Below are 25708 nucleotides of genomic sequence, written 5' to 3'. Positions count from 1 at the left end.
CGCGGCTGATTCACCACCGGGGCTCAGCCGAGAAGAATCGATCCTGCAGTGGCTCGTCCGCTCAGGAGCCGGTGCTGTTCCAGTCGCCGGTGCTGCCGTGCACCGGGGTGGAGGTCGGGCCGGGGGTGGAGGGGGTGGGGGTCGGCGTCGCGTCGCCGACCACCACCGTCGCCGACCCGGTGCCGGCCGTCTCCGCCACCGCGACCGTGGCCGTGAGACCCGCGCCCAGGGCGACGGCCACCCCGAGGCCGACGGTGAACAGCCGGAGGCGGGCGGGGGCGCTGGCCGGACGCTGCGTCATCTCTGGTGCTCCTTTGGTGGCTTCCCGCTCGGGGAAGGTCTCCGTCGTGGTGTGGCACCAGTCTTGCGGGGGCCGGTCAACGGCCGATCTACGGCGGAGCACCGCTGATCACCGGGCGGTGATCAGGCCGCCGCCGACCGGATCTCCAGGGTGCAGCACTTCACGCTGCCCCCGCCCTTGAGCAGCTCGCTCAGGTCCATCCCGATCGGCCGGAAGCCGCGTTCCCGCAGCCGCGCCGCCAGGCTCACGGCCGCCTCGGGCAGCACCACGTGCAGGCCGTCGCTCACCGCGTTGAGCCCGAACACCTCGGCATCCGCCTCGCTCACCAGCAGGGCGTCCGGGAACAGCCGGCGCAGCACGGTCCGGCTGCCGGGCGAGAACGCCTCCGGGTAGTACATGATCTCGTCGCCGTCGAGCACCGAGAGCGCGGTGTCCAGGTGGTAGAAACGCGGGTCGACCAGCTCCAGACCGACCACCGGCCGGCCGAAGAACTCCTGCGCCTCCGCGTGCCCCTCGGCCACGCTGCGGAAGCCCCGCCCGGCCAGCACGAAGCTCGCGGTCAGCAGGAGGTCGCCCTCGCCCTCGTTGACGTGCTCCGGGTCGTGCGTCGCGAAGCCCCGGTCGCGGAACCACTCCAGGTAGGCGGGGCCCTCGGCGGCCCGCTCGGCGTTGCGGAAGCGCGCCCCGAGCACCCGGCCGTCCACCACCGTGGCGCCGTTGGCCGCGTAGACCATGTCGGGCAGGCCGGGCAGCGGGTCGATCAGGTCGACCCGGTGGCCGAGTTCGGCGTACAGGGCGTACAGCCGCTCCCACTGGGCGACGGCCAGGTCGGTGTCCACCGGCTTGGCCGGGTCCATCCAGGGGTTGATCGCGTAGGTGACGTCGAAGTGGTCCGGACGGCACATCAGGTAGCGGCGCGGACGGGCGGTGCGGGTCGGACGGGCGGTGCGGGACATCGGGTCCTCCGGGACGGAACGGGGCGGGGCAGGGAGCGGGGGCGGACGGGTTTCGGGCCGGGTCAGGCGGCCGGAGCCGGGTCGGGCGCCGGAGCCGAGGGCCGGGTCGGGAAGTCGCGCAGACCGCGCAGCGGGCTGGCCAGCAGCACCAGGCCGGCCGAGAGCAGCACGCCCGCCATCAGCCAGATGGTGCTGCGGGCGCCGATCACCTCGCCGAGCCAGCCGCCGAGCAGGGCGCCCACCGGGATGGCGCTGTAGTTGACGGTCGCGGAGCTGGCCCGGATCCGGCCGATCAGCTCCGGCGGGCAGTAGGCCTGGGAGAAACTGCCGGCCAGGACGTTGCCCGCCACCACGCCGCAGACCGCGACCGCCCAGGCGAGCGCGCTGACCACGAGCGGCAGCCGTTCGCCCGCCAGCGGCAGCAGCAGGATGAAGGGCGCGACCACCAGCTCGCAGACCAGCAGGGCGCGCGCGGTGCCCAGCCGGCGGGCGATCCGTCCGGCCAGCATCGCCCCGGCCAGTCCGCCGACGCTCACCAGCGCGAACACCCCGCCCACCGCGCCGGGTTCGATCCCCACGCTGCGCACCAGGAAGACCGTCTGCACCGCCTGGATGCCGTTCAGTCCGAGGTTGCCGACCGCGGCGAAGCAGGCCAGCGTGCGCAGGTACGGGTCGCGCAGCAGGAACCGGACGCCCTCGCCGATCTCGCGCGGGATGCCGCGCCGCTCGGACACCGGCGGGGGACGCTCCTCGGTCCCGATCCGCCGCAGGCAGACCGCCGACACCAGGTAGGTGAGCGAGTCGGCGAGCATCCCGCTGGCGGCGCCGAAGGCCTGGGAGAGCAGACCGGCCACGCCCGGTCCGGCGATCTCCGCCGCGGAGGCGCCGGAGCGCAGTTTGACGTTGGCCTCCAGCAGGTCGGCCCTGGCGACCAGGGTGGGCAGCAGCGCCCCGTACGCGGTGGAGAAGAACACCTTCACCGCCCCGGTCAGCAGGGCCACCACGGCCAGTTGGGCGAGGGACAGCACCCCCAGCCAGCCGGCGACCGGGACGCTGCCGAAGAGCGCGAGCAGCAGCAGGTCGCAGACCAGCATCACCCGCAGCCGGGGCCAGCGGTCCACCCAGGCGCCGGCCGGCAGGCCGAGGAACAGCCAGGGCAGCCAGGCGGCGGCGTTGATCACGCCGACCGCGAGCGGGCCCGCGCCCAGGGTGACGACGGCCACCAGGGACAGCGCCACGCTGCCGACCGCCGTACCGAGGGTGCTGGTGGTCTCACCGATCCAGAGCCGGCGGAAGTCCCCGTGGGCCCACAGGCCCCACCGGCCGCGCGGCCGGTCCGGCGGCGCCGGCGTCTCGATCGGGACGGTGGTGGTCATCGCGGGTCACGCTCCAAGCTTCTCGGCCAGCACGGCGGCGATCCGTGCGAGGGGTTCCGGCTGGGTCAGTTCGCCGTGTGCGCAGGCGAGGCGGTGCGGTTCGATCCGGCCGTCCAGGTACGGCTGCCAGGCCTGCTCGTACGGCCAGTCCGCGGGCTTGCCGGTGGTCGCGCCGAAGAAGACGGCGTCCCCGCTGTAGCGGTCCGGCACGTGTTCGGCCATCAGCTTGCGGTGCCGGTCGAAGACCTCGGGCAGCACGGCCACGGCGTCGCCGAGCACGGCCTTCAGGCTCTCCAGGCCGCGCTCGTCGGCCGGGTCGTGGCCGAGCGAGCGCAGCAACTCGTCCAGGGTGTCGGCGGGTTCGACGGTCGGAGCGGTGGCGGTGCGGGCCGCCGGGGCGCCGTCCAGCAGGGCGAGCAGGCCGACCTCGGCGCCATCGGCCCGCAGCCGGACCGCCATCTCCTGCGCGACCACGGCACCGAAGGACCAGCCCAGCAGGTGGTACGGGCCGTCGGGCCGCACGGCGCGGATCTGCCGCACGTAGTCCTCGGCGATCTCGGCGACGCTCGCCGGGGCGCCGCCGCGCAGGCCGCGGGCCTGGAGGCCGTACACCGGCTGGTCGGGCCCGAGGTGGCGCAGCAGGCCGGAGTAGACCCAGCTGATGCCGGCCGCCGGGTGGACGCAGAACAGCGGGGGCCGGTCGCCGCCGGTGCGCAGCGGCAGCACCACGTCCAGGGCGTCGGCGGCCGCTCCGTGGTCGAGCCGGCGGGCGAGCCCGGCCACGGTGGGCGCTTCGAACAGGGCCCGCATGCCGGGGTCGACGCCGAGGGCGGCGCGGACCCGGGCGAGGAGCTTCATGGCCAGCAGGGAGTGGCCGCCGAGGTCGAAGAAGTCGTCGTCGATGCCGACGGCATCCAGGCCGAGGGTCTCGGCGAACAGGGCGCAGAGCAGTTCCTCCCGCGGGGTGCGGGCGGCACGGCCGCCGGTGAGCTGCCCGAAGTCCGGTGCGGGCAGCGCCGTGCGGTCGAGCTTCCCGCTGCCGGTGAGCGGCAGGGCGGCCAGCGGGACGACGGCGGCGGGCAGCATGTAGCCGGGCAGGTGTCCGGCGGCGAAGGCGCGCAGTTCGGCCGGGTCGAGCGGGCCGTCGGCGACCACGTAGGCGACCAGGCGCAGTCCGTCCTCGGCGGGCAGGACGGCGGCGGCGCTCACGGCCGGGTGCAGCGTCAGCACGTGCTCGATCTCGCCGGGTTCGATCCGGAAGCCGCGGATCTTGACCTGGTGGTCGGTGCGGCCCAGGTACTCCAGGCCGCCGTCGCGGGTGCGCCGGGCCAGGTCGCCGGTGCGGTACATCCGCGCCCCGGGCTCGAAGGGGCAGGCGACGAAGCGTTCCGCCGTCAGGCCCGGCCGGCCCAGGTACCCCCGGGCCAGGCCGGCGCCGGCCAGGTACAGCTCCCCCGGCACCCCGACCGGGACGGGGTTGAGGTGCTCGTCCAGGACGTGGGCGCGGACACCGGCGATCGGGCCGCCGAGGCCGGGGCGTTCCGCGGCGTCGACGGGCCGGCCGAGCGCGTAGACGGTGGCCTCGGTCGGGCCGTAGAGGTTGTGGGCGGCGGTGCCCGGTGCCTCGCGCAGCCTGGTCCACAGGGCCTGGCCGACGGCTTCGCCGCCGAGCACCAGCAGGGCCGGTGCGCCGTCCTCCAGCAGGCCCTCCGCGACGAGCTGTTCGGCGTAGGAGGGGGTGAGGTCCATGGCGCCGATGCCCGCGGCCCGGACGTGCCGGACCAGGGCCGCCGGGTCACGGCGCAGTTCGTCGTCGATCAGGTGCAGTTCGTGCCCGGCGAAGAGCCAGAGCAGGGGTTCCAGTGATCCGTCGAAGGAGAGCGAGGCGGTGAGCGCGACGCGCAGTCGGCCGTGCGCGGTCTCGGCCGGGCCGACCAGGAGGGTCCGGTGGGCGGCCAGCAGGGCGGCGATGCTCCCGTGCGGGACGACGACGCCCTTGGGTCGGCCGGTGGAGCCGGAGGTGTAGATCAGGTAGGCGGCGTTGCCGGCCGAGGCGCGCGGGGCCGGGTCGGTGTCCGGCCCGTCCGCTCCGCTGACGTCCAGGGTGCGCAGCCCGGCCAGTGCCGTGGGCTCCGGCCACCGGCCGTCGGTGAGGACGAGGACGGGGGCCGCGTCCGCGAGGGTCCGGGCGGTGCGGTCGGCCGGGTGGTCTGCGTCCAGCGGCAGGTAGGCGCCGCCGGCCTTGAGCACGGCCAGGATCGACACCACGCTCTCGACCGACCTCGGCAGCGCGAGGGCGACCACGGACTCGGGGCCGACGCCCGCCGCGATCAGCCGGTGCGCGAGCCGGTTGGCCCGGGCGTTCAGCTCGGCGAAGGTCAGCGCGGTGTCACCGCACACCAGGGCCACGGCCTCCGGGGTCCCGGCCGCCTGCGCCTCGAAGGCGGCCGGCAGCAGCGGCACCTGCTCGGGCAGCGCGCCGCCATCCACGGGCAGCGCGGCACGCTCCGCCGCGGACAGCAACTCGACCCGTCCGATCGGCAGTTCGGGCCGCGCGGCCACGGCCGCCAGCAGTCGGCCGAACCGGACGGCGATCGCCTCGACCGTCTCCCGGTCGAACAGGTCGGTGGCGAAGTCGATCGCGCACTCCAGGCCGGCCGGGGCGCCGTCCTCGTCGAAGGACTCACCGAGGCCCACGCACAGGTCGAACTTGGCGACCGAGCCGCCGGAGGACACCACGGAGGCGTCCAGGCCCGTACCGGCGAGCGGCGCCCCCGAGCCCGAGCCCGAGCCCTCCAGCAGCAGGATGACCTGGAAGAGCGGGTGCCGGGCGAGCGAGCGGGTCGGGTTGAGCTCCTCCACCAGGCGCTCGAAGGGCACGTCCTGGTGGGCGTGGGCGTCGAGCTGGGTCTCCCGGACGCGGGCCAGGAGTTCGGTGAAGCTCGGGTTGCCCGACGTGTCGGTGCGCAGCACCAGGGTGTTGACGAAGAAGCCGACCAGCTCGTCCAGCGCCTCGTCGGAACGCCCGGCCACCACCGAGCCGATCGGGACGTCGGTGCCCGCGCCGAGCCGGGTCAGCAGCGCGGCCAGGGCCGCCTGCAGCGTCATGAACACCGTCACCCGGTGGTCGCGCGACAACTCGGCGACCGCACGGTGGAGTTCGGCGCCGTACGGCAGGACGACGCGCTCGCCCCGGTGGCTGGCGGCCGCGCGGCGCGGCCTGTCGACGGGCAGCGACAGCTCCTCCGGCAGCCCGGCCAGGGCCTCGCGCCAGTAGGCGAGTTGGCGGGCGGCCAGGCTCTCCGGGTCGTCCTCGTCGCCGAGCAGCTCGCGCTGCCAGAGCGCGTAGTCGGCGTACTGCACGGGCAGCGGCGACCACTGCGGGGCCGCGCCGCCGGTGCGGGCCGCGTAGGCCGTGGCGAGGTCGGACAGCAGCGGTCCCATCGACCAGCCGTCGCCGGCGATGTGGTGCAGGACGAGGACGAGCAGGTGCTCGCCGGCCGCGGCCGGGATGACGTGGGCGCGGACCGGGAGGTCGGCGGCCAGGTCGAAGGCCTGTGCGGTGCACAGCTCCGGGGCGGTGCCCGGCGGCAGCAGTTCGACGCCGATCCGGGCCTGAGCGGCGGGCAGGATCCGCTGGTACGGGGTGCCGTCCTCCTCGGCGATCAGGGTGCGCAGGCTCTCGTGCCGGGCGACCACGTCACCGAGGGCGCGTTCCAGCGCCGAGGTGTCCAGCTCCCCCGCCACGCGCAGGACGAGGGGCAGGTTGTAGAGGGCGCCGGGGCCCTCCATCCGGTCGATCAGCCAGAGCCGCTGCTGGGCGAAGGACAGCGGCACCCGGTCCGGGCGCTCGCCCCCGGCCGTCAGCGCGAGACGCTGCGGGCCGGTGCCCAGGCGGACGGCCAGCCCTGCGACCGTCGGCGCCTCGAAGACATCCCGGATGCCGGACTCGGCGCCCAGCACCGTCCGGACCCGGCTGAGCAGCCTGGTGGCCAGCAGGGAGTGGCCGCCCAGGTCGAAGAAGTCGTCGTCGACGCCGACCGCGTCCAGGCCGAGCACCTCCGCGAACAGTCCGCAGAGGATCTCCTCCTGCGGCGTGCGGGCCGCCCGGCCCGCCGACAGCGCGCCGAAGTCCGGCTCCGGGAGCGCCCGGTGGTCCACCTTTCCGCTGCCGGTCAGGGGCACCGCGTCCAGCAGGACGACGGCGGCCGGGACCATGTAGCCGGGCAGCGACCCGGCGGCGAACCGCCGCAGCTCGACGGCGAGTTCGGGCGACGCCTGGCCCACCGTGCAGTAGGCGACCAGTCGGCGGTCGCCGGTGTCGCTCTCGCGCACGGCGACCACGCACTGACGCACGGCGGGGTGGCGGGCGACCACCTGCTCGATCTCGCCGAGTTCGATCCGGAAGCCGCGGATCTTGACCTGGTGGTCGGTGCGGCCCAGGTACTCCAGGCCGCCGTCGCGGGTGCGGCGGACCAGGTCGCCGGTGCGGTACATGATCCCTCCTTGCCCGTCCCCGGGTGCGAACGGGCAGGCGACGAAGCGCTCTGCCGTCAGGCCCGGCCGGCCCAGGTAGCCCCGGGCCAGGCCGGCGCCGGCCAGGTACAGCTCCCCCGGCACCCCGACCGGGACGGGGTTGAGGTGCTCGTCCAGGACGTGGGCGCGGACACCGGCGATCGGGCCGCCGAGGCCGGGGCGCTCGGCGGCGTCGAACGGCTGGGTGAGCGCGTAGACGGTGGCCTCGGTCGGGCCGTAGAAGTTGTGGCCCGCGGTGTCGGGGTGCTCCCGCAGTCGCTGCCACAGCGCCGGGCCGACGGCCTCGCCGCCGAGCAGCAGGAGTCGCGGCGCAGGTGCGTCCAGCAGGCCCTCCTCGATCAGCTGCTCGGTGTAGGACGGGGTGATGTGCAGGGCGTCGATGCCCGCGTCGGCGGTGTGGCGGACCAGGGCCGCCGGGTCGCGGCGCAGTTCGTCGCCGATCAGGTGCAGCTCGTGCCCGGCGTACATCCAGAGCACGGGCTCCAGCGAGGCGTCGAAGCAGAGCGAGGCGGTGAGGGCGATCCGCTGCCGGCCGTGGGCCTGCCCGGTGCCACGGATCAGCGCGGCCCGGTGGGCGGCCAGCAGGGCGGCGACGGCGCCGTGCGGGACCACGACGCCCTTGGGGCGGCCGGTGGAGCCCGAGGTGTAGATGACGTAGGCGGCGTCGCCCGGGTCGATGCCCGGCTCCGGGTCGTCGGCTTCGTGGCGGGCGAGGCCGGAGCTCTCCCCGGTCGCCTCGGCGACGTCGAGGGTGCGCAGCCCGGCCAGGACCTCCGGCAGTGGCCACTGTTCGTCCGTCAGCACCAGTGCCGGGCGGGCGTCGGCCAGCATGTGGGCGGTGCGGTCGGCCGGGTACTCGCCGTCCAGCGGCAGGTAGGCGCCGCCGGCCTTGAGTACGGCCAGCATCGCGACCACGGTGTCCGCCGAGCGCGGCAGCGCGAGGGCGACCACGGACTCCCGTCCGGTGCCCGCCGCGATCAGCCGGTGCGCGAGCCGGTTGGCCCGGGCGTTCAGCTCGGCGAAGGTCAACGCGGTGTCACCGCAGACCAGGGCCACGGCCTCCGGGGTCCCGGCCGCCTGCGCCGCGAAGGCGGCCGGCAGCAGCGGGACCTCGGCCGGCAGCGCGCCGCCGTCCACGGGCAGCGCGGCACGCTCCGCCGCGGACAGCAACTCGACCCGCCCGATCGGCAGTTCGGGCCGCGCGGCCACGGCCGCCAGCAGCCGGCCGAACCGCCCGGCGATCGCCTCGACGGTCTCCCGGTCGAACAGGTCGGTGGCGTAGTCGAGGGCGCAGTCGATCCCGGTGGGCTCGCCGTCGGGGCCGAAGGACTCCTCGGCGATCAGGCTGAGGTCGAACTTGGCGGATCCGGTGGCGGCCGGCAGCGGTTCGACCCGCAGGCCGGCCGTGGACGGTTCGGCCTGCTCGTTGCTCTGAAGCACCAGCATGACCTGGAAGAGCGGGTGCCGGGCGAGCGAGCGGGTCGGCTTGAGCTCCTCCACCAGCCGTTCGAAGGGCATGTCCTGGTGGGCGTAGGCGCCGAGGGCGGTCTCCCGGGCCCGGCCGAGGAGTTCGGTGAAGCTCGGGTTGCCCGACGTGTCGGTGCGCAGCACCAGGGTGTTGACGAAGAAGCCGACCAGCTCGTCCAGCGCCTCGTCGGAACGCCCGGCCACCACCGAGCCGATCGGGACGTCGGTGCCCGCGCCGAGCCGGGTCAGCAGCGCGGCCAGGGCCGCCTGGACGGTCATGAACAGGGTGACCCGGTGGGCCCGGGACAGCGCGATCAGGTCGCGGTGGCACTCGGCGCCGAGGCTGAGCGCGACCCGGTCGCCGCGGTGGGAGGCCACGGGCGGGCGGGGGCGGTCCAGCGGCAGCGTCGCCTCGTCCGGGAGATCGGCCAGGGTCTCGCCCCAGTAGGCGAGTTGGCGGGCGGCCAGGCTCTCCGGGTCGTCCTCGTCGCCGAGCAGCTCGCGCTGCCAGAGCGCGTAGTCGGCGTACTGCACGGGCAGCGGCGACCAGCCGGGGGCGGCGCCGTCGGTGCGGGCCGCATACGCGGTGGTGAGGTCGCGGACCAGCGGGCCGAGGGACCAGCCGTCGCTGGCGATGTGGTGCAGCGCCAGAACCAGCACGTGCTCCTCGGTGGAGACCCGCAACAGGGCCGCACGGACGGGGAGTTCGGTGCGCAGGTCGAAGGCGCGGCGGCACAGCGCGGCCACCGTGGCGGCCACCTCGGCGGCCGGGCAGTCCCGGGTGTCGAGCGGGACGGCGGCCTCGCCGGCCGGGAGGACGCGCTGGTACGGGGTGCCGTCCTCTTCGGCGATCAGGGTGCGCAGGCTCTCGTGCCGGGCGACCACGTCACCGAGGGCGCGTTCCAGCGCGGCGGTGTCCAGTCCGCCGGCGAGGCGCAGCGCCACCGGGGCGTTGTAGAGGGCGCTGGGGCCCTCCATCCGGTCGATCAGCCAGAGCCGCTGCTGGGCGAAGGACAGCGGCACCCGGTCCGGGCGCTCGCCCCCGGCCGTCAGCGCGAGACGCTGCGGGCCGGTGCCCAGGCGGACGGCCAGCCCGGCGACCGTCGGCGCCTCGAAGACATCCCGGATGCCGGACTCGGCGCCCAGGGCGGCCCGGACCCGGCTGAGCAGCTTGGTGGCCAGCAGGGAGTGGCCGCCGAGCGCGAAGAAGTCGTCGTCGATGCCGACCGCGTCCAGGCCGAGCACCTCCGCGAACAGTCCGCAGAGGATCTCCTCCTGCGGCGTGCGGGCCGCCCGGCCCGCCGACAGTGCGCCGAAGTCCGGTGCGGGCAGGGCGGAGCGGTCGAGCTTGCCGTTGGCGTTCAGCGGGAGGGCGTCCAGCGGCACGATCGCGGCCGGCAGCATGTAGCCGGGCAGCGTCCGGGCAGCGCCGGCCCGGAGGTCCGCCGGGTCGAGCGGGCCGTCGGTGACCACGTAGGCGACCAGGCGCAGTCCGTCCTCGTCCGGCAGGACAGCGGCCTGCAGGACCGCCGGGTGGGCGGTCAGGGCGCGTTCGATCTCGCCGAGTTCGATCCGGAAGCCGCGGATCTTGACCTGGTGGTCGGTGCGGCCGAGGTACTCGACCTGCCCGTCGCGGGTGCGGCGGACCAGGTCGCCGGTGCGGTACATCCGCGCCCCGGGCTCGAAGGGGCAGGCGAGAAAGCGCTCCGCCGTCAGGGTCGGCCGCGCCAGGTAGCCCCGGGCCAGGCCGGCGCCGGCCAGGTACAGCTCCCCCGGCACCCCGACCGGGACGGGGTTGAGGTGCTCGTCCAGGACGTAGCCGCGGGTGCCCGCGACGGTGCGGCCGAGGACGGGCCGTTCGGTGGCGTCCAGCGGGTGGGTCAGGGCGTCGACCGTGCACTCGGTCGGGCCGTACAGGTTGTGGGCGGCGGTGTGCGGGGCCTCGCGCAGCCTGGTCCAGAGCGCCTGGCCGACGGCCTCGCCGCCCAGCAGCACCAGCGCGGGCGCGGGCTCCTCCAGCAGGCCCTCCTCGATCAGCTGCTCGGCGTAGGAGGGGGTGACCTCCAGCACGCCGATCCGGTGCTCCCGCACGTGGCGGACCAGGGCCCGGGCGTCTCGGCGCACGTCGCCGCCGATCAGGTGCAGTTCGTGGCCGGCGACCAGCCACAGCAGGCCGTCCCAGGAGGCGTCGAAGCAGAGCGAGGCGGTGAGCGCGACCCGCTGCCGGGCGCCGCCCGCCTGTACTCCCGTGCGGTGCGCGGCGAGCAGGGCGGCGATGCTGCCGTGCGGGACGACGACGCCCTTCGGCCGGCCGGTGGAGCCGGAGGTGAAGATGAGGTAGGCGGCGTCGGCCACCGTGGCCCGCGGGGCGGGGTTCGACTGCGGGGCGGTCGGGTCCCCGGCGAGGCCGGTCACGTCCCCGGTGAGGTCGAATACCCGGTGCCCGTCGAGCGCCTCCGGCAGCGGCCAGCGGTCGTCGGTCAGCACGAGTGCCGGTCGGGCCTCGGCCAGTGTGTGGGCGGTGCGGTCGGCCGGGTGGTCTGCGTCCAGCGGCAGGTGGGCGCCGCCGGCCTTGAGCACGGCCAGGATCGACACCACGCTCTCGACCGACCTCGGCAGCGCGAGGGCGACCACCGCCTCGGGGCCGACGCCCGCCGCGATCAGCCGGTGCGCGAGGCCGTTCGCCCGGGCGTTCAGCTCGGCGAAGGTCAGCGCGGTGTCACCGCACACCAGGGCCACGGCCTCCGGGGTCCCGGCCGCCTGCGCCTCGAAGGCGGCCGGCAGCAGCGGCACCTGCTCGGGCAGCGGCGGGCGGCCGCCGACCTCGGCCCGCTCGTCGGCGGGCAGCACGTCCAGCTCGGCGACCGGGCGGCCGGGGTCGTCCGCGACCTGACGCAGGATCGCCCCGAGAGCGGCGGCCAGCCGTTCGGCGCTCTCGCGGTCGAAGAGGTCGGTGGCGTACTCCAGGACGCCGGCCAGGCCCGCGGCGGCGCCGTCGGCGCCCTGCCGCTCGACCAGCCGCAGGGTGAGGTCGAAGGTGGCGGTGCCGAAGTCGACCGGCTCCTCCGTCACCGTCACGCCGGCGAGGTCGGGGCCGTCCTCGGCGGCGCCCGCGAAGGCGATCATCACCTGGAACAGCGGGGTGCAGGCGGTCGACCGGGTCGGGTTGAGCTCCTCCACCAGGCGCTCGAAGGGCACGTCCTGGTGGGCGTGGGCGGCCGGGTCGGTCTCCCGGATGCGGCCCAGCAGTTCGGCGAAGGCGGGGCGGCCGGAGAGGTCGGTGCGCAGCACCAGGGTGTTGGCGAAGAAGCCGACCAGGTCGTCCAGGGCCTCGTCGGACCGCCCGGCCAGCGGGGTGCCGATGGGCAGGTCGGTGCCCGCGCCGAAGCGGTGCAGAAGGGTGGCGTACGCGGCGCGCAGGACCATGAAGAGGGTCACGCCGTGGTCGGCGGCGAGCGCGGTGAGCCGGGTGTGCAGGGCCGCGTCGAACTCCAGCGGGACGACCGCGCCGCCGTGGCCGGCGACCGGCGGGCGGGGGCGGTCCGCCGGCAGCGGCAGCTCTTCGGGGGCGCCGGCCAGGGCCTCGCGCCAGTGGGCGAGTTGGCGGGCGAGCAGGCTCTCCGGGTCGTCCTCGTCGCCGAGCAGTTCACGCTGCCAGAGCGCGTAGTCGGCGTACTGGACGGGCAGCGGCTCCCAGGACGGGGCCGTGCCGTCGCGGCGGGCGGCGTACGCCTCGGCGAGGTCGCGGTAGAGCGGGCCGAGCGAGGCGCCGTCACCGGCGATGTGGTGGACGACCAGGACCAGCACGTGTTCCTCGGCGCCCTCGCTCCGCAGGTAGGCGTGGACCGGGAGGTCCGCGGCGAGGTCGAAGGTGTGACCGGCGAGTTCGTCCGTCGGGCGGTCGGTGGCGGTGAGCAGGCCGCCGGTGGGAGCGGGCAGGACGCGCTGGTACGGGGTGCCGTCCTGCTCGCCGAACACGGTGCGCAGCGCCTCGTGCCGGTGCACGACGTCACCGAGCGCGGCCTCCAGGGCGGTGACGTCGAGCGGTCCGCGCAGCCGCAGGGCGAGGGTGACGTTGTAGGTGGCGGACGGGCCGTCGGCCTGCGCGAGGAACCAGAGGCGGCGCTGGGCGAAGGAGAGCGGCACCCGCTCGGGCCGGGCGACGGGGCGCAGCTCCGGGCGGGCCGGGGCGCCGGCCCCGGGGGCGCGGTCGGCGAGCCGTTCGACCAGGCCGGCGACGGTCGGGGCCTGGAAGAGGTCGCCGATGGAGAGGTCGATGCCGTGGTCGGTGCGGGCCCGGCCGGCGAGCCGGGTGGCCAGCAGCGAGTGGCCGCCGAGCGCGAAGAAGTCGTCGTCGATGGTGATGTCGTCGATGCCGAGCAGGTCGCCGAAGAGGTCGCACAGGGCCCGTTCGCGGTCGTCGCGCGGGGCGCGGCCGCTGTCGTCGGCGGCGAGGTCAGGGGCGGGCAGGGCCCTGCGGTCGACCTTGCCGTTGTTGTTGAGCGGCAGGGCGTCGAGGAGGACGACGGCGGCGGGGACCATGTAGCCGGGCAGGGTGGTGCCGGCGAAGGAGCGCAGCTCGTCGGCGGTGAGCGCGGCGTCGGCGGTGCAGTAGGCGACCAGCCGGGTGTCGCCGGGGCGGTCCTCGCGGGCGATCACGATGACCTGGCGGACGGCGGGGTGGCGGGAGAGCGCCGCCTCGATCTCGCCGAGTTCGATCCGGAAGCCGCGCAGCTTGACCTGGCCGTCGATCCGGCCGAGGAACTCCACCGCGCCGTCGGCGCGCAGCCGCACCAGGTCCCCGGTGCGGTACATCCTCCCTCCTTGCCCGCCACCGGACAGGAGGGGCCCACCTCCTTGCCCGCCACCGGACAGGAGGGGCCCACCTCCTTGCCCGCCACCGGACAGGAGGGGCCCACCGGGCGCGAAGGGGCAGGCGACGAAGCGTTCGGCGGTCAGGCCGGGCCGGTTGAGGTAGCCGCGGGCCAGGCCGGCGCCGGCGATGTACAACTCGCCGGGGACGCCGGGCGGAACGGGCTGCAGCCGGGCGTCGAGGACGTAGCTGCGCATGGCGTCGAGGGGGCCGCCGATCGGGACGCGCGGGCCTTCCAGGTCGGCGGCGGTGAGCGGGTGGTGGGTGGCGAAGGTGGTGGTCTCGGTGGGGCCGTAGACGTGGGCGAGCAGCAGGTCGGGGCAGGCGTCCAGGACGCGGCGCATCAGCACGCCGGAGGCGGCCTCGCCGCCGGTGAGGACGACGCGCAGGGCGGCGAAGGTCTCCGGGGCCTGTTCGGCGACGAGGTCGAACAGGGCCTTGGTGAGGAAGACCGCGGTGACGTCGTGCCGGGTGGTGACGGCGTGCAGGGCGGCGGCGTCGAGAGCCCCGGGCGGGGCGACCACGACGGTGCCGCCGGCCAGCAGGGGCGTCCAGATCTCGTGGGTGGCGGCGTCGAAGGCGTGCGGGGAGTGCAGCAGGACCCGCCGGTGGCTGCCGTCCTGCCAGCGGCGGTCGGCGGCGAGGTCGAGGACGTCGCGGTGGCGCACGGCGACGCCCTTGGGGCGCCCGGTGGAGCCGGAGGTGTACATCGCGTAGGCGAGCTGGTCCGGGTGGACGGGCACCTCGGGGCGGTGGGCGGGGGCGCCGGCCTCGTCGCCGGGGCGGACCACGACGGCCGTGTGCGGGAAGCCCGGGTCGGCGCGGTCGGTGAGCAGCACGGGGGCGCCGGTGTCGGCGAGCACGTCGGCCATCCGCTCGGGCGGCAGGCCGGGGTGCATCGGGACGTAGCAACCGCCGGCCTTGAGGACCGCGAGGGTGGCGACGACGACGTCGACGGAGCGTTCCATCAGCATCGCGACGGGGGTCTCGGTGCCGACGCCGAGGGTGGTCAGGTGGTGGGCGAGGCGGTTGGCCCTGGTGTCGAGTTCGGCGTAGTCGAGGGTGCCGCCGTCGTGGGCGAGGGCGACGGCGTCCGGGGTGCGGTCGGCCTGGCGCTCGAAGGACTCGGCGAGGGTGCCGGTCGGGCGGGGGGCGTCGGTGGCGTTCCACTCGACGAGGATGCGGGTGCGCTCCTCGGGGGCGAGGACGTCGAGGGTGCCGATGGGGGCGTGCGGGTCGGCGGCGGCGCCGGCCAGCAGCCGGCCCAGCCGGTCGGCCAGGGCGGTGACGGTGGTGTGGTCGTAGAGGTCGGCGGCGTACTCGACGGAGCCGGTGAGGCCGGCGGGGGTGCCGTCGGCGTGGTGGTGTTCGGCGATGCCGATGTTGAGGTCGAACTTGGCGACCCGCAGGCCGATCGGCTCGGGGGCCGACCGCAGTCCGGGCAGGTCGAGTCCGGCGTCCTGTCCGTGGTTCTGGAGCACCAGCAGGGTCTGGAACAGCGGGTGGCGGCCGAGCACGCGGGGCGGGTTGAGTTCCTCCACCAGGCGTTCGAAGGGGACGTCCTGGTGGGCGAAGGCGTCGAGCTGGGCCTCCCGGACCCGGCCGAGCAGTTCGGCGAAGCTCGGGTCGCCGGATGTTTCGGCCCGCAGCACCAGCGAGTTCACGAAGAAGCCGACCAGGTCGTCCAGGGCCTCGTCGGAGCGGCCGGCGACGCCGGTGCCGATCGGGATGTCGGTGCCGGCGCCGAGCCGGGTGAACAGCGCGGCCAGGCCGGCCTGGAGGACGGTGAACAGGGTGGTGCGGTGCGTGCGGGCGAGGTCGAGCAGGGCGGTGTGCAGGTCCGCGCCCCAGGCGAGGTCCACGGAGTCGGCGGCGCCGGTGGGGGTGGGCGGTCGGGGCCGGTCGGTGGGCAGCTCCAGTTCTTCCGGCAGGCCGGCCAGGGCCGCACGCCAGTGGTCGAGTTGACGGGCGAGCAGGCTCTCGGGGTCGTGTTCGTCGCCGAGCAGGTCGCGCTGCCAGAGCGCGTAGTCGGCGTACTGGATGGGCAGCGGCTCCCAGTCGGGGCCGCGGCCGGTGAGCCGGGCCCGGTAGGCGGTGGCGAGGTCGCGCAGCAGCGGGCCGAGCGACCAGCCGTCACCGGCGATGTGGTGCAGGACGACGAGCAGCACGTGCTCGGTCGGGGAGAGGGTGAACACCGTGACCCGGATGGGCAGTTCGCTGCTCAGGTCGAAGGTTTCGGCGGCGGCCGCGTCCCGGTGGGCGGGGTAGTCGGCCGGTGCGAGGTCCACCACCTGGAAGCGCGGCTGCGCCTCCTCGGCGGGCAGGATCCGTTGCACCGGGACTCCCCCGGCCACCGGGAACACCGTGCGGAGGGCCTCGTGCCGGGCGACCACGTCCGCCGTCGCTGCGCGCAGCGCGGCGGTGTCGAGCTCGCCGCGCAGGCGCAGGGCGAACGGCAGGTTGTACAGCGCGGTCGGCCCCTCGATCTGGTCGATCAGCCAGAGACGCTGTTGGGCGTACGAAACCGGGATCACGGTGCTTCCTCTACTCACGACACGGCACGGCACGGGGTGTTCGGGGCGGGGCGGTCGGACGGCGGTCCGGCAGTGGCCGGACGGCGTCCGGCGACGGTCGGACGGCGGTCAGACGGCGGCCAGGTCCGGCCGGACGCTGGGCCGGCAGTCCAGGACCTCGACCGGCTGTCCCATCGAGACGGCGATCCTGCGGTCGCCGCGGTACGGGTCCCGGCCGTGTGCGCAGAGCACGTTGTCGACCAGCATCACGTCGCCGACCTGCCAGCGCTCGCGCACGGTGGCGGCGTGGTACGCCTCGTTGAGGGCGTCGACGTCGGCGCGTCCGAGCGGCTCCGCGTCGCCGAATCCGGTGTTGAACGGCAGGCCGTCCGGGCCGAACTCGTCGGTCATCGCCTCGCGGATGTCCGGGTCGAGCGACCACTCGTTCCAGAACGCGAGGTGGTTGAACCAGGCCTCCTCACCGGTGCCCGGGTGGTGGATGGTGGCGGGGCGCAGCTGGCTGGTGCGCAGGTTGCCGTCCGGCCGCCACTCGCAGGTGATGCCGTTCTCCCGGCAGTAGGCCTCGACCTCGGCCCGGTCCTCGGTGGCGAAGGCGGTGCGCCAGCCGAGGGAGACGTAGTCGGAGTAGTTGCGGGTGAGCGTCCAGCCGGTGGTCCGGCCGCGCTCGACCAGGTGTGCCGGCAGGTGGTTCAGCACCTGCCGGCAGTCGGCGGTCGGGGTGGCGCCGCCCTCCTCGGGGGCGGTCAGGCAGGCGAACAGCAGCCGGCCGGGGAAGGTCAGGGTGTAGCTGTTCTCGTTGTGCATCCGGATCGGCTGGGCCGGCGGCAGGTCGGTGGAGGAGAAGACTCCGTTGCCGTAGTCGCTGCGCGGGGTGGCCTTCTCACGGTAGGGGGTGCGCTCGGGGATGAGCACGTCGCGCACGGCCGCGACGTCCTCGGTGCTCGCGACCGGCAGGCCGCGCAGGAAGATCGTGCCGTGGCGGTGCAGGCCGGCGGTGAGCTCGGCCTCGTTCTCGCGCAGCCACTCGCAGGCCTCGCCGATGTCGGCGGCGCGCGGGGCGTGGGCGAGGGCCGGGCGGCCGGGGTTCAGTTCCCAGGTCGGCATGGTGGCGCTCACTGCTGGGCGAGGGAGGCGACCAGGCTGGCGGGCCTGATGTCGGTCCAGTTGGCCTCGATGTAGTCGAGGCAGCCCTGGCGGGTGTCCTCGCCGTGGACGGTGGTCCAGCCGGCCGGCACGTCGATCCAGACCGGCCACAGCGAGTGCTGGTTCTCGTGGTTGGCCAGCACCAGGTAGCCAGCGTTTTCGTCCTCGAACGGGTTGCTCATGGTGTCCTCCTTGGGTTGATTCGAAGGTACGGGCGGGCCCGGGCCCGGAAGGGCAGGAGGCGAGGCAGGAACGCGGCAGTTCGGTTCGCGCGACTGCCGCCCTCGGGCGCCGGTCAGCGCGGGATGAGGCGGACCGGGAAGTGGTCCAGGCCGAAGTTGATGATCGAGCGGTTGTGGGTGACCGGGCCGGTCGGCTCGATGGTGTCGACGCGCTCCAGCATCGCCGTGAACAGGGCGCCGAGTTCGGCCTTGGCCAGCGGTGCGCCGATGCAGTAGTGGGCGCCGAGGCCGAGGGCGAGGTGCTTGTTGGGGCTGCGGTCGAGCAGGATCTCCTCGGGGCGGTCGAAGGCCTCCGGGTCCCGGTTGGCGGACCACACCCAGACGGCGACCCGGTCGCCGCGCCGGATGGTGTGGCCGTCGAGTTCGGTGTCCCGGCTGGCGGTGCGCAGGGTGTGCAGTCCGACCGAGGTCCAGCGCAGGATCTCGTCCAGGGCGGAGTCCATGCCGACCTCGCCCTGTTGCAGCTTCCGCCACAGTTCCGGGTGCCGGACGAGGGTGTGGAGGCCCATGGCGGCGGTGTGGCGGACGGTCTGGACGCCGCCGACGACGATGTTGTCCAGGTTGAGGACGACGTCCTCGACCGGCAGCAGCTTGCCGCCGACCCGGTAGGTCGCCATCTTGCTGATCAGGTCGTCCCGCGGGTCGGTGCGGCGCAGCATCACCTGGTGCAGCAGGTACGGGATGAGCTGCTGGTGGCCGGCCCGGCGTTCCTCGGGGGTGTTGCCGAGGAACGCGACGTCGCAGACCCGTTCGACCATCTCGCGGTCCTTCTCGGGGACGTCCAGGAGGTCGCACATGACGGACAGCGGGAGGGCGGAGACGGCGTCGACGAGGTCCACCTCGCCGAGTTCGACGGCCTTCTCGACGATCGAGGCGGCGAGGTCGGTGATGCCGCGGGCGGCGCCGCGCACCGGGCCGGGGGCGAAGAACGGGTTGGCGGGGGCGCGGAGTTCGCGGTGCCGGGGCGGGTCGGTGAGGGCCATCATCCGGCCGGAGCCGACCGGGACGTTGCCCTCGCCGGCTCCGAGCAGGGAGCCCTGCTCGGAGCTGTAGAGGGCGGCGTCGCGCAGCACCTGCGCGGAGTGACGGTAGGAGAGCACCGACCAGACCGGCCCGTCGTCGACGGTGTCGGTGCGGTGGACGGAGGCCTCCCGGCGCAGCTCGGCGATCAGGCCGGGGGTGTCGGGGCGGGCCCAGAGGTCGGGGTCGGTGAGGTCGACCGCGGTGGTGGTCAGCATGAGAACTCCGTCGTGGACTGGGCGGCGGCGCCGGGCCGCGCGATGAGCGAGGTCAGGACGTCGACCGGGCCGGGCCCGTCGACGGTGGCGAGCAGGTGGCCGCCGGGGACGACGTGGTGGCCGGAGTCGCCGCGGGTGTGGACGGACCAGCCGTCGAGGCCGCCAGCGGTGAGGAGGGGATCCTCGACGCCGACGACGGTGTGCAGGCGGGAGCCGATCGGCGGGTGCGGGCGCGGCCGGTAGGTGGCGACCACGTCCAGGTCGGTCCGGATGCCGCGCAGCGCGTGTTCCTTCAGGTCCGCTTCGCCCTCGACGAGTTCGCCCATGCCGGCGAGGCGGAGCAGGTCGTCGGCGGTGTGCCGGGGGCGGTCCCGGCCGGCCCAGGCGGCCGGCGGCGAGGCGGAGGCGGCGACGACCAGTTCGGGCCGCCGTTCGGCGGGCAGGGCCCGGGCGACCTCGTAGCCGAGCAGGGCGCCGAAGCTCTGCCCGTAGAAGCCGAACCGTCCGGTGAGGTGCGGGGTGAGGGCCTCCACGACGGCGTCGACCAGCAGGTCGAAGCTCGCGGGCATCGGGTGGCCGAGCCGGCCGCCGCGGGCCGGCGGGCGCACCGCCCAGACCTCGGCGGTCGGGGCGAGGGCGCGGGCGAGCGGGGTGTAGGCGGTGGCGTCGCCCCCGGCGTGCGGGAAGCAGAACAGCCGGAACGGGCGGTGCGGTTGGGGCACGGGGACGAACAGCCAGTCCCCCTCGACGCGGGGCCGGACCCGGGTGGCGGTGGTCATGCGCGGCTCACCGGGCCCGGGCGGTCAGCGCGGGCCGGGGGGCGGCGGTGCCGGCCTGCGTGGCCCGCTCGACGGTGGCGGTGAAGGCGGCCAGGTCGGCCGAGTCCAGCAGGTGGCGCAGCTGGAGCTCGATGCCGAGGCGGCGGCGCAGCAGGTGGACGACCCGCAGGGCGGCGAGCGAGTGGCCGCCGAGCGAGAAGAAGTCGTCGGTGGGCACCAGGCCGGTCACGCCGAGGACGGTGCTCCAGACCTCGGTGACCTGGTCGGCCAGTCCCCCGGCGCCCTCGGACGGGTCCGGCGCCGGCGTGGGTTCCGCCCCGGCGGCGGGGACGGGCAGCGCCGCCAGGTCGACCTTGCCGTTCGGGGTGAGCGGCATGGCGTCCAGCACGGTGATCACCGACGGCACCAGGTGGGCGGGCACGGTGGCCCGCAGCCGCTCGGTCAGTGCGGCGGGGGTGACACCGCCGGTGACGTAGCCGGCCAGCCTGCGGTCGCCGGGGACCGGCTCGTACACGGTGACGGCGGCGGCCTGGACGCCCTCCAGCCGGGCCAGGGCGTGCTCGACCTCGCCGAGCTCGATCCGGAAGCCGCGCACCTTGACCTGCCGGTCGACCCGGCCGACGTACTCCAGCAGGCCGCCCGCGCCGCGCCGGGCCTGGTCGCCGGTGCGGTACATCCTCCCTCCGGGCCCGGCCGTCGGGTCGGCGACGAAGCGCTCGGCGGTCAGTCCGGGCCGGCCGACGTAGCCGTGGGCGAGCCCGGGCCCGGCCAGGTACAGCTCGCCGACCACGCCGTCGGCGACCGGGGCGAGCTTCTCGTCCAGCAGGTGGAGGCGCACGCCGGGCATCGGCTCGCCCAGGTGCGGTCCGGGGCCGCTGATCGGCGCGGTGACGGCCTCGACGGTGCATTCGGTGGGCCCGTACAGGTTGAGGGCGTCGATGCCGCCGTCGGCCAGTTCCCGCCAGGTGCGCTCGGGGACGGCTTCGCCGCCCATGAACAGCCGCGGCACCCGGGCGCCGGCGAGCGGCTCGCGCAGCAGCTCCCAGTGCGACGGCGTCAGGTCGAAGTCGGTGACGGCGTGCTCGGCCAGCAGGGCGGCCAGCCGGGCCGGGTCGGCGCGCTGCTCGTCGCCGATGACCAGGACGGTGTCGCCCCGGCAGATCCTGGTCCACTGCGGGACGGAGGCGTCGAAGGAGATGCTGGCGTTCCAGCCGACCACGCCGGGCTCGGCGCGGAGGGCTCCGGTGGCCTCCAGCCCCTCGATCAGTCCGGCGACGGCACCGCGCGGCACCTCGACGCCCTTGGGGCGGCCGGTGGAGCCGGAGGTGTGGATGACGTAGGCCGGGTCGAGCGGGTGGGCCTGCTCCGGCAGTTCGGGCCCGTCGACGGCGGCGTCCGGGCGCAGCACCGGCACGCCCTCGGCGGCGGGGAGGCCGTCGACGCTGATCAGGGCGGCGAGGCGGGCGTCGGAGGCCATGAAGGCGAGCCGCTCGGCGGGGTAGGCCGGGTCGAGTGGGACGTAGGCGGCGCCGGCCCGCCAGACGGCGAGCAGGGCGACCGGCAGGTCGGCGGTGCGGCCGAGGTGGACGCCGACCCGGTCGCCGCGGCCGACGCCGAGGGCGCGCAGGGCGCGGGCCAGTCCGGCGGTGCGGCGGTCGAGGGCGGCGTAGTCGAGGCGGTCCGCGCCGGCGAGGACGGCGGTGCGCTCGGGGTGGGCGGCGACGGTGTCGCGCAGGCGCTGCAGCAGGTCGGTCATGGCGGGTCCTCAGAGGTCTCGGGCGGCGGCGGCCATGGCGTGCAGGGCGGCCGTGTAGGTGTCGATGAACTGCTCGGCGGTGCTGTCGTCGACCAGGGAGCGCTGGTGGTCCACGGCGAGCAGCACGCGCTGGGAGACCGGGTCCTGGATCAGCGAGGCGCCGAAGGCGAAGCTGTTGGGTTCGTGGCGCAGGGTCGGCTCGCAGCCGATCCGGCCGTCCACGATGCGGGCCGAGCTGAGCCGGCCCAGGGCGTGGAAGCGCAGGAAGCCGAACTGGGTGTCCAGCGCGGTGTCGGTCATCAGCCGGGCGAGGCGGGCGAAGGGCACCCGGCGGTGCGGCATCATGTCGAGCTCCTCCCGGTGGACCTCGCGGGCCAGGGCGAGCAGGTCGTCGGTGGGCTCGCAGCTCAGCGGGACGGTGTTGAGGAACAGCCCGTACACCTCGGTGCCGCCGAGCCGTTCCAGCCGGCCGTTGACGGCCAGGCCGGTGGTGACGCGCGGGCGCCCGGTGATGGCGGCGAGGGCGTGCAGGTGGGCGGCGAGCGCGACCGACTTGACCGGCACGGCGAGTGTCTCGGCGACCGACCGCAGCTGTCCGGGCGCTTCGGGCAGCACCCGTTCGACGGTGCGCGACAGCTCGTGCACGTCCTCGCTGCCGGGGAACAGCTGGCCGCTGGCGCCGGACAGCCGCTCGCGCCAGTACTCCAGCGACCGTTCGTCCCGGGCCGCTTCCCGTTCGACGACCACGAAGTCGCGGAAGGCGGTGCGCGGCGGCGGGGTGGGGGCGCCGAGCGGGTCGGCGGCGAGGGCGGTGTGGCGCTCCAGGATCTCGGTGAGCAGCGAGGTGAAGCTCCAGCCGTCCAGGATCGCGTGGTGCTCCGAGACGGTGAGCTGGAAGGCGTCCTCGCCGAGGCGCTGCACGGTGATCCGGAACAGCGGCGGCGCGGTGAGGTCGAAGGGGGTCAGGCGGTGGGCGTCGAAGACCTCCCGGACGGCCGTGTCCTGGTCGGGTTCGCCGCGCAGGTCGGCGAATTCGACGGGGGCGGGCAGCCGGCCGTGGACGAGCTGCAGCGGTTCGCCGTAGCCGGACAGGTCGAGGCCGGTGCGCAGGACGGCGTGCCGGTCCATCGCCTCGGCGACGGAGCGGCGGAAGGCCTGTTCGTCGAGGTCGCCGGAGATCCGGTAGGAGTTGACGTTGTGGTAGCTGTCGGTGCCGCCGGCGATCTCCATGTGGAAGACCATGGAGAGCTGCATGGACACCATGGGGTACGCGTCGGCGAGGCCGGGCGGCAGGTCGGCGCGGTCCTCGGGGGTGATCAGGGCGAAGGGTTCGCGGGCCTCGGCGCCGCCGGTGACGGGCTCGGCCCGCGGCAGCAGGGCGGCGACGGTGGGGGCGTCGAAGACGTCCCGCAGGCTCACCCCCCAGCCGCGTTCGTGCAGCGCGCCGGCCAGTTGGACGGCCCGGATGGAGTCCCCGCCGAGGTGGAAGAAGTCGTCGTGGACGCCGATGCCGTCGACCCCGAGGACCTCCGTCCAGACGGCGGCGAAGGCCTCCTCCTCCGGGGTGCGCGGCTCGACGTGGCGGCCTCCGGTGGCCGTGCTGCGCTGGCCGGGGGCGGGCAGCGCCCCCCGGTCGACCTTGCCGTTGACGGTGAGCGGCAGGGACTCCAGCACGGTGTAGCTCGCCGGGACCATGTACGGCGGGAGCGAGCGGCCGAGGAAGGCGCGGACGTCGGCGGGTTCGCGCCCGGTGACGTACGCCGCGAGGCGGTCCTCGTGCACGGTGACCACGCAGGCGTCGACGTCCGGGTGGGCGGCGAGGGCGTTCTCGATCTCGCCGAGTTCGATCCGGAAGCCGCGCAGCTTGACCTGGAAGTCGGCGCGGCCGATGTACTCCAGGCCGCCGTCGGGCAGTCGGCGGGCGACGTCGCCGGTGCGGTAGAGCCGGGCTCCGGGCGGGCCGTAGGGGTCGGCGACGAAGCGGCCGGCGGTGAGGCCGGGGCGGCCCCAGTAGCCGTGGGCGAGGCTGCCGCCGCCGATGTACAGCTCGCCGGCCGCGCCGGGCGGGCAGGGCCGCAGCCAGTCGTCCAGGACCTGCGCGGTCAGGTGCGGCATGGGCGCGCCGATCAGGCTGCGTTCGAAGCCGGTGCTGTCGGCGAGGTCGTGGGTGGTGACGTGGACGGTGGTCTCGGTGATGCCGTACAGGTTGCAGAGCCGGGCCGGGGGCGGCACGTCGAGCTCGAACCAGCGCTGGACGACGGCCGGGTCCAGCGCCTCCCCGCCGAGCATGATCCACTTCAGCGCGGGCAGGGCGCGCGGGCTGCGGCGCAGCACCGGCTCCAGCTGGCGCAGCGCCGACGGGGTGAGGCACAGGAAGGAGACCCGCTCCTCCTCCAGGAGCTGGGCGAACTCCTCCGGCGAACGGCTCGTCACGTACGGGACGACGACCAGGCGGGCGCCGTGCAGCAGGGCGCCCCACATCTCCCAGACCGTCCAGTCGAAGGCGTAGCTGTGGAACAGCGTCCAGGTCTCCTCCGGGCCGAAGCCGAAGTGCTCCGCGCCGTCCGACATGAGCCGGCTGACGTGCTCGTGGGCGACGGCGACGCCCTTGGGGCGGCCGGTGGAACCGGAGGTGAAGATGACGTAGGCGACGTCGCCGGGGCGGCCGGCTGCGGACGGGCGGGTGTCCGGCCGGGCGGCCAGGTCGGCGGCCTCGGCGGTCAGGTCGTAGGCCTGCCAGGGGCCTTCGGGCACCCGGTCCGCACGGTCGGTGACCACCAGGGCGACCTCGGTGTCCCCGAAGACGAGTGCGGCGCGGTCGGCGGGGGCGGCCAGGTCGACGGGCACGTACGCGGCGCCGGTCTTGAGCACGCCGAGGACGGTGACCAGGACGTCGGCCGTGCGGTCCAGCAGCATGCCGATCCGGTCGCCGGGGCCGGCGCCGCGGGCCCGCAGGGCGTGCGCGAGGCGGTTGGCCCGGCGGTCGAGCTCGGCGTAGCTCAGGGTGCGGTCCTGGTCGCTGACGGCGGGCCGGTCGGGGTGGGCGTCGGCGGCCCGCTCGAACAGGTGGTGCAGGCAGTGGCCGGGGGTGTCGGTGGCGCGGGGGGCGTCCTCACCGCGCGTGGTCAGCCGCAGCACGGTGGCGTCGGGGTCGTCGAGGGCCGCGGTGAGCACGGTGTTCCAGTCGGCCGCCAGGCGCCGGACGGTCTCCGGGTCGAACAGCTCGCTGCGGTACTCGGCCTCGCCGCGCAGGCCGCCGCCGGAATCCTCCCCGTCGGCGCGGGGGGAGGTGTCGCCGCCGTCGAAGACGGACCAGGTGAGGTCGAACTTGCTGGTGCCGTTGGAGCGGACCCGGCTCTCCGCGGTGGCCGGGCCGAGCGCGAACGGGGTGCGGTCCTCGCCGTGGGCGCCGAACACCACCTGGACCAGCGGCGGGTGCTGCGCGGTGCGGGCGGCACCGAGGTGGTCGACCAGCTGGTCGAACGGCACGTCGAGGTAGCCGTAGGCGTCGAAGGCGACGTCCTGGACGTGCTCCAGCAGGTCCCGGAAGGACAGGGTGGGCGAGAGCCGCAGGCGCAGTGGCAGCAGGTTGACGAAGTAGCCGAGCAGGTGCTCCAGTTCGGGGCGGTCGCGGGTGGTGACGGGGGTGCCGATCACCAGGTCGTCGGCGCCGGTCCAGCGGTTCAGCAGCAGGGCGAAGGCCGCCAGCTGGACGGTGAACGGGGTGACGCCCTCCGCCTCGGCCAGGGCGCGGACCCGAGCCGCCGTGCCGGGGGCGGAGCCGAACTCCTCGGTCCGCCCGGCGGCGGAGCGCTCGGCCGGCCGGGGCCGGTCGGTGGGCAGTTCCAGCAGGCCGGGTGCGCCGTCCAGCTGCTCCTTCCAGTAGGTCAGGTGCTCCTCGTAGGAGGTGCCGAGCCGCTCCTCGGCGTGGTCGGCGTACTGCACGGTCAGCTCCGGCAGGACGGCCTCCCGGCCCGCCACGGCGGCGCCGTACAGCTCGGCGAGTTCACGGGCGAAGACCTCGGCGGACCAGCCGTCCCAGATGATGTGGTGGACGGTGAACAGCACCGTGGTGCGCTCGTCCGCGAGCCGGAACGCCTCGGCCCGCAGCAGCGGACCGGCGGCCAGGTCGAAGGGCTCGGCGCAGCGGGCGGCGAGCAGTTCCTCCAACCGGCCGGCCTGCCCGGGGCCGGCCTGCTCCGGCCCGGCCGACGGGCGCAGGTCGGTCACCGCGAGCGGCACCGGCAGGGCGCGGTGCACCTGCTGGCGGGGGCCGTCGGGGTGCAGGGCGAAGGTGGTGCGCAGCGTCTCGTGCCGGGCCACCACGGCGTCCAGCGCGCCGCCGAGCAGGTCGAGGTCGAGCGGACCGGTGACGTCGACGGTCCACGGGGTGCAGTAGGTGACGGCCTGCGGGTCGAGGCGGTCGAGGAACCAGAGGCCGCGCTGCAGCCCGGAGACGGGCGCGGTGCGCGCCGGGTGGTCGGACGGGCTCACGGCCTCGTTCCCT

At 75.3% G+C, this 25708-nt stretch carries 10 protein-coding genes; all 10 read right to left on the bottom strand.

What is annotated here, in order from left to right; genetic code table 11:
* Window positions 1-61: 61 nt before the first annotated feature.
* Window positions 62-301 (bottom strand): hypothetical protein, encoded by a 240-nt coding sequence (locus AB0D10_RS16695; protein WP_360256495.1) that lies wholly within the window; start codon window positions 299-301, stop codon window positions 62-64.
* Between the two features lie 122 nt (window positions 302-423).
* Window positions 424-1257, bottom strand: a complete 834-nt coding sequence (gene ddaH, locus AB0D10_RS16690) for a dimethylargininase (protein ID WP_360256493.1) — start codon at window positions 1255-1257, stop codon at window positions 424-426.
* Window positions 1258-1319: 62 nt separating this feature from the next.
* Complete coding sequence (locus AB0D10_RS16685; RefSeq protein ID WP_360256491.1) at window positions 1320-2633, bottom strand: MFS transporter; 1314 nt, start codon at window positions 2631-2633, stop codon at window positions 1320-1322.
* Window positions 2634-2639: 6 nt separating this feature from the next.
* Entirely contained in the window at window positions 2640-16043 is a 13404-nt protein-coding gene (locus tag AB0D10_RS16680; protein ID WP_360256488.1) for an amino acid adenylation domain-containing protein, read from the bottom strand.
* 108 nt (window positions 16044-16151) lie between these two features.
* The gene (locus AB0D10_RS16675; protein ID WP_360256486.1) at window positions 16152-17147 is read right to left on the bottom strand and encodes a TauD/TfdA family dioxygenase; all 996 of its coding nucleotides are present in this window, start codon (window positions 17145-17147) and stop codon (window positions 16152-16154) included.
* 8 nt (window positions 17148-17155) lie between these two features.
* Window positions 17156-17368, bottom strand: a complete 213-nt coding sequence (locus AB0D10_RS16670) for an MbtH family protein (protein ID WP_360256484.1) — start codon at window positions 17366-17368, stop codon at window positions 17156-17158.
* Window positions 17369-17481: 113 nt separating this feature from the next.
* Window positions 17482-18666, bottom strand: coding sequence for a cytochrome P450 (locus AB0D10_RS16665; RefSeq protein ID WP_360256482.1), 1185 nt, complete (start codon window positions 18664-18666; stop codon window positions 17482-17484).
* Complete coding sequence (locus tag AB0D10_RS16660) at window positions 18660-19445, bottom strand: thioesterase domain-containing protein (protein ID WP_360256479.1); 786 nt, start codon at window positions 19443-19445, stop codon at window positions 18660-18662. The genes AB0D10_RS16665 and AB0D10_RS16660 overlap by 7 nt, the downstream gene beginning before the upstream one ends.
* A 7-nt stretch (window positions 19446-19452) precedes the next feature.
* Window positions 19453-21201, bottom strand: a complete 1749-nt coding sequence (locus AB0D10_RS16655; RefSeq protein WP_360256477.1) for a non-ribosomal peptide synthetase — start codon at window positions 21199-21201, stop codon at window positions 19453-19455.
* 9 nt (window positions 21202-21210) lie between these two features.
* On the bottom strand, window positions 21211-25695 hold the full coding sequence (locus AB0D10_RS16650) for an amino acid adenylation domain-containing protein (RefSeq protein WP_360256474.1): 4485 nt from the start codon (window positions 25693-25695) through the stop codon (window positions 21211-21213).
* Between the last annotated feature and the right edge of the window lie 13 nt (window positions 25696-25708).

The organism is Kitasatospora sp. NPDC048545 (genome assembly GCF_040651155.1).
Taxonomy (GTDB): Bacteria; Actinomycetota; Actinomycetes; order Streptomycetales; family Streptomycetaceae; genus Kitasatospora.
The sequence above is the reverse complement of the archived record's forward strand: the minus strand, read 5'-3'. Positions and strand labels throughout refer to the sequence as shown.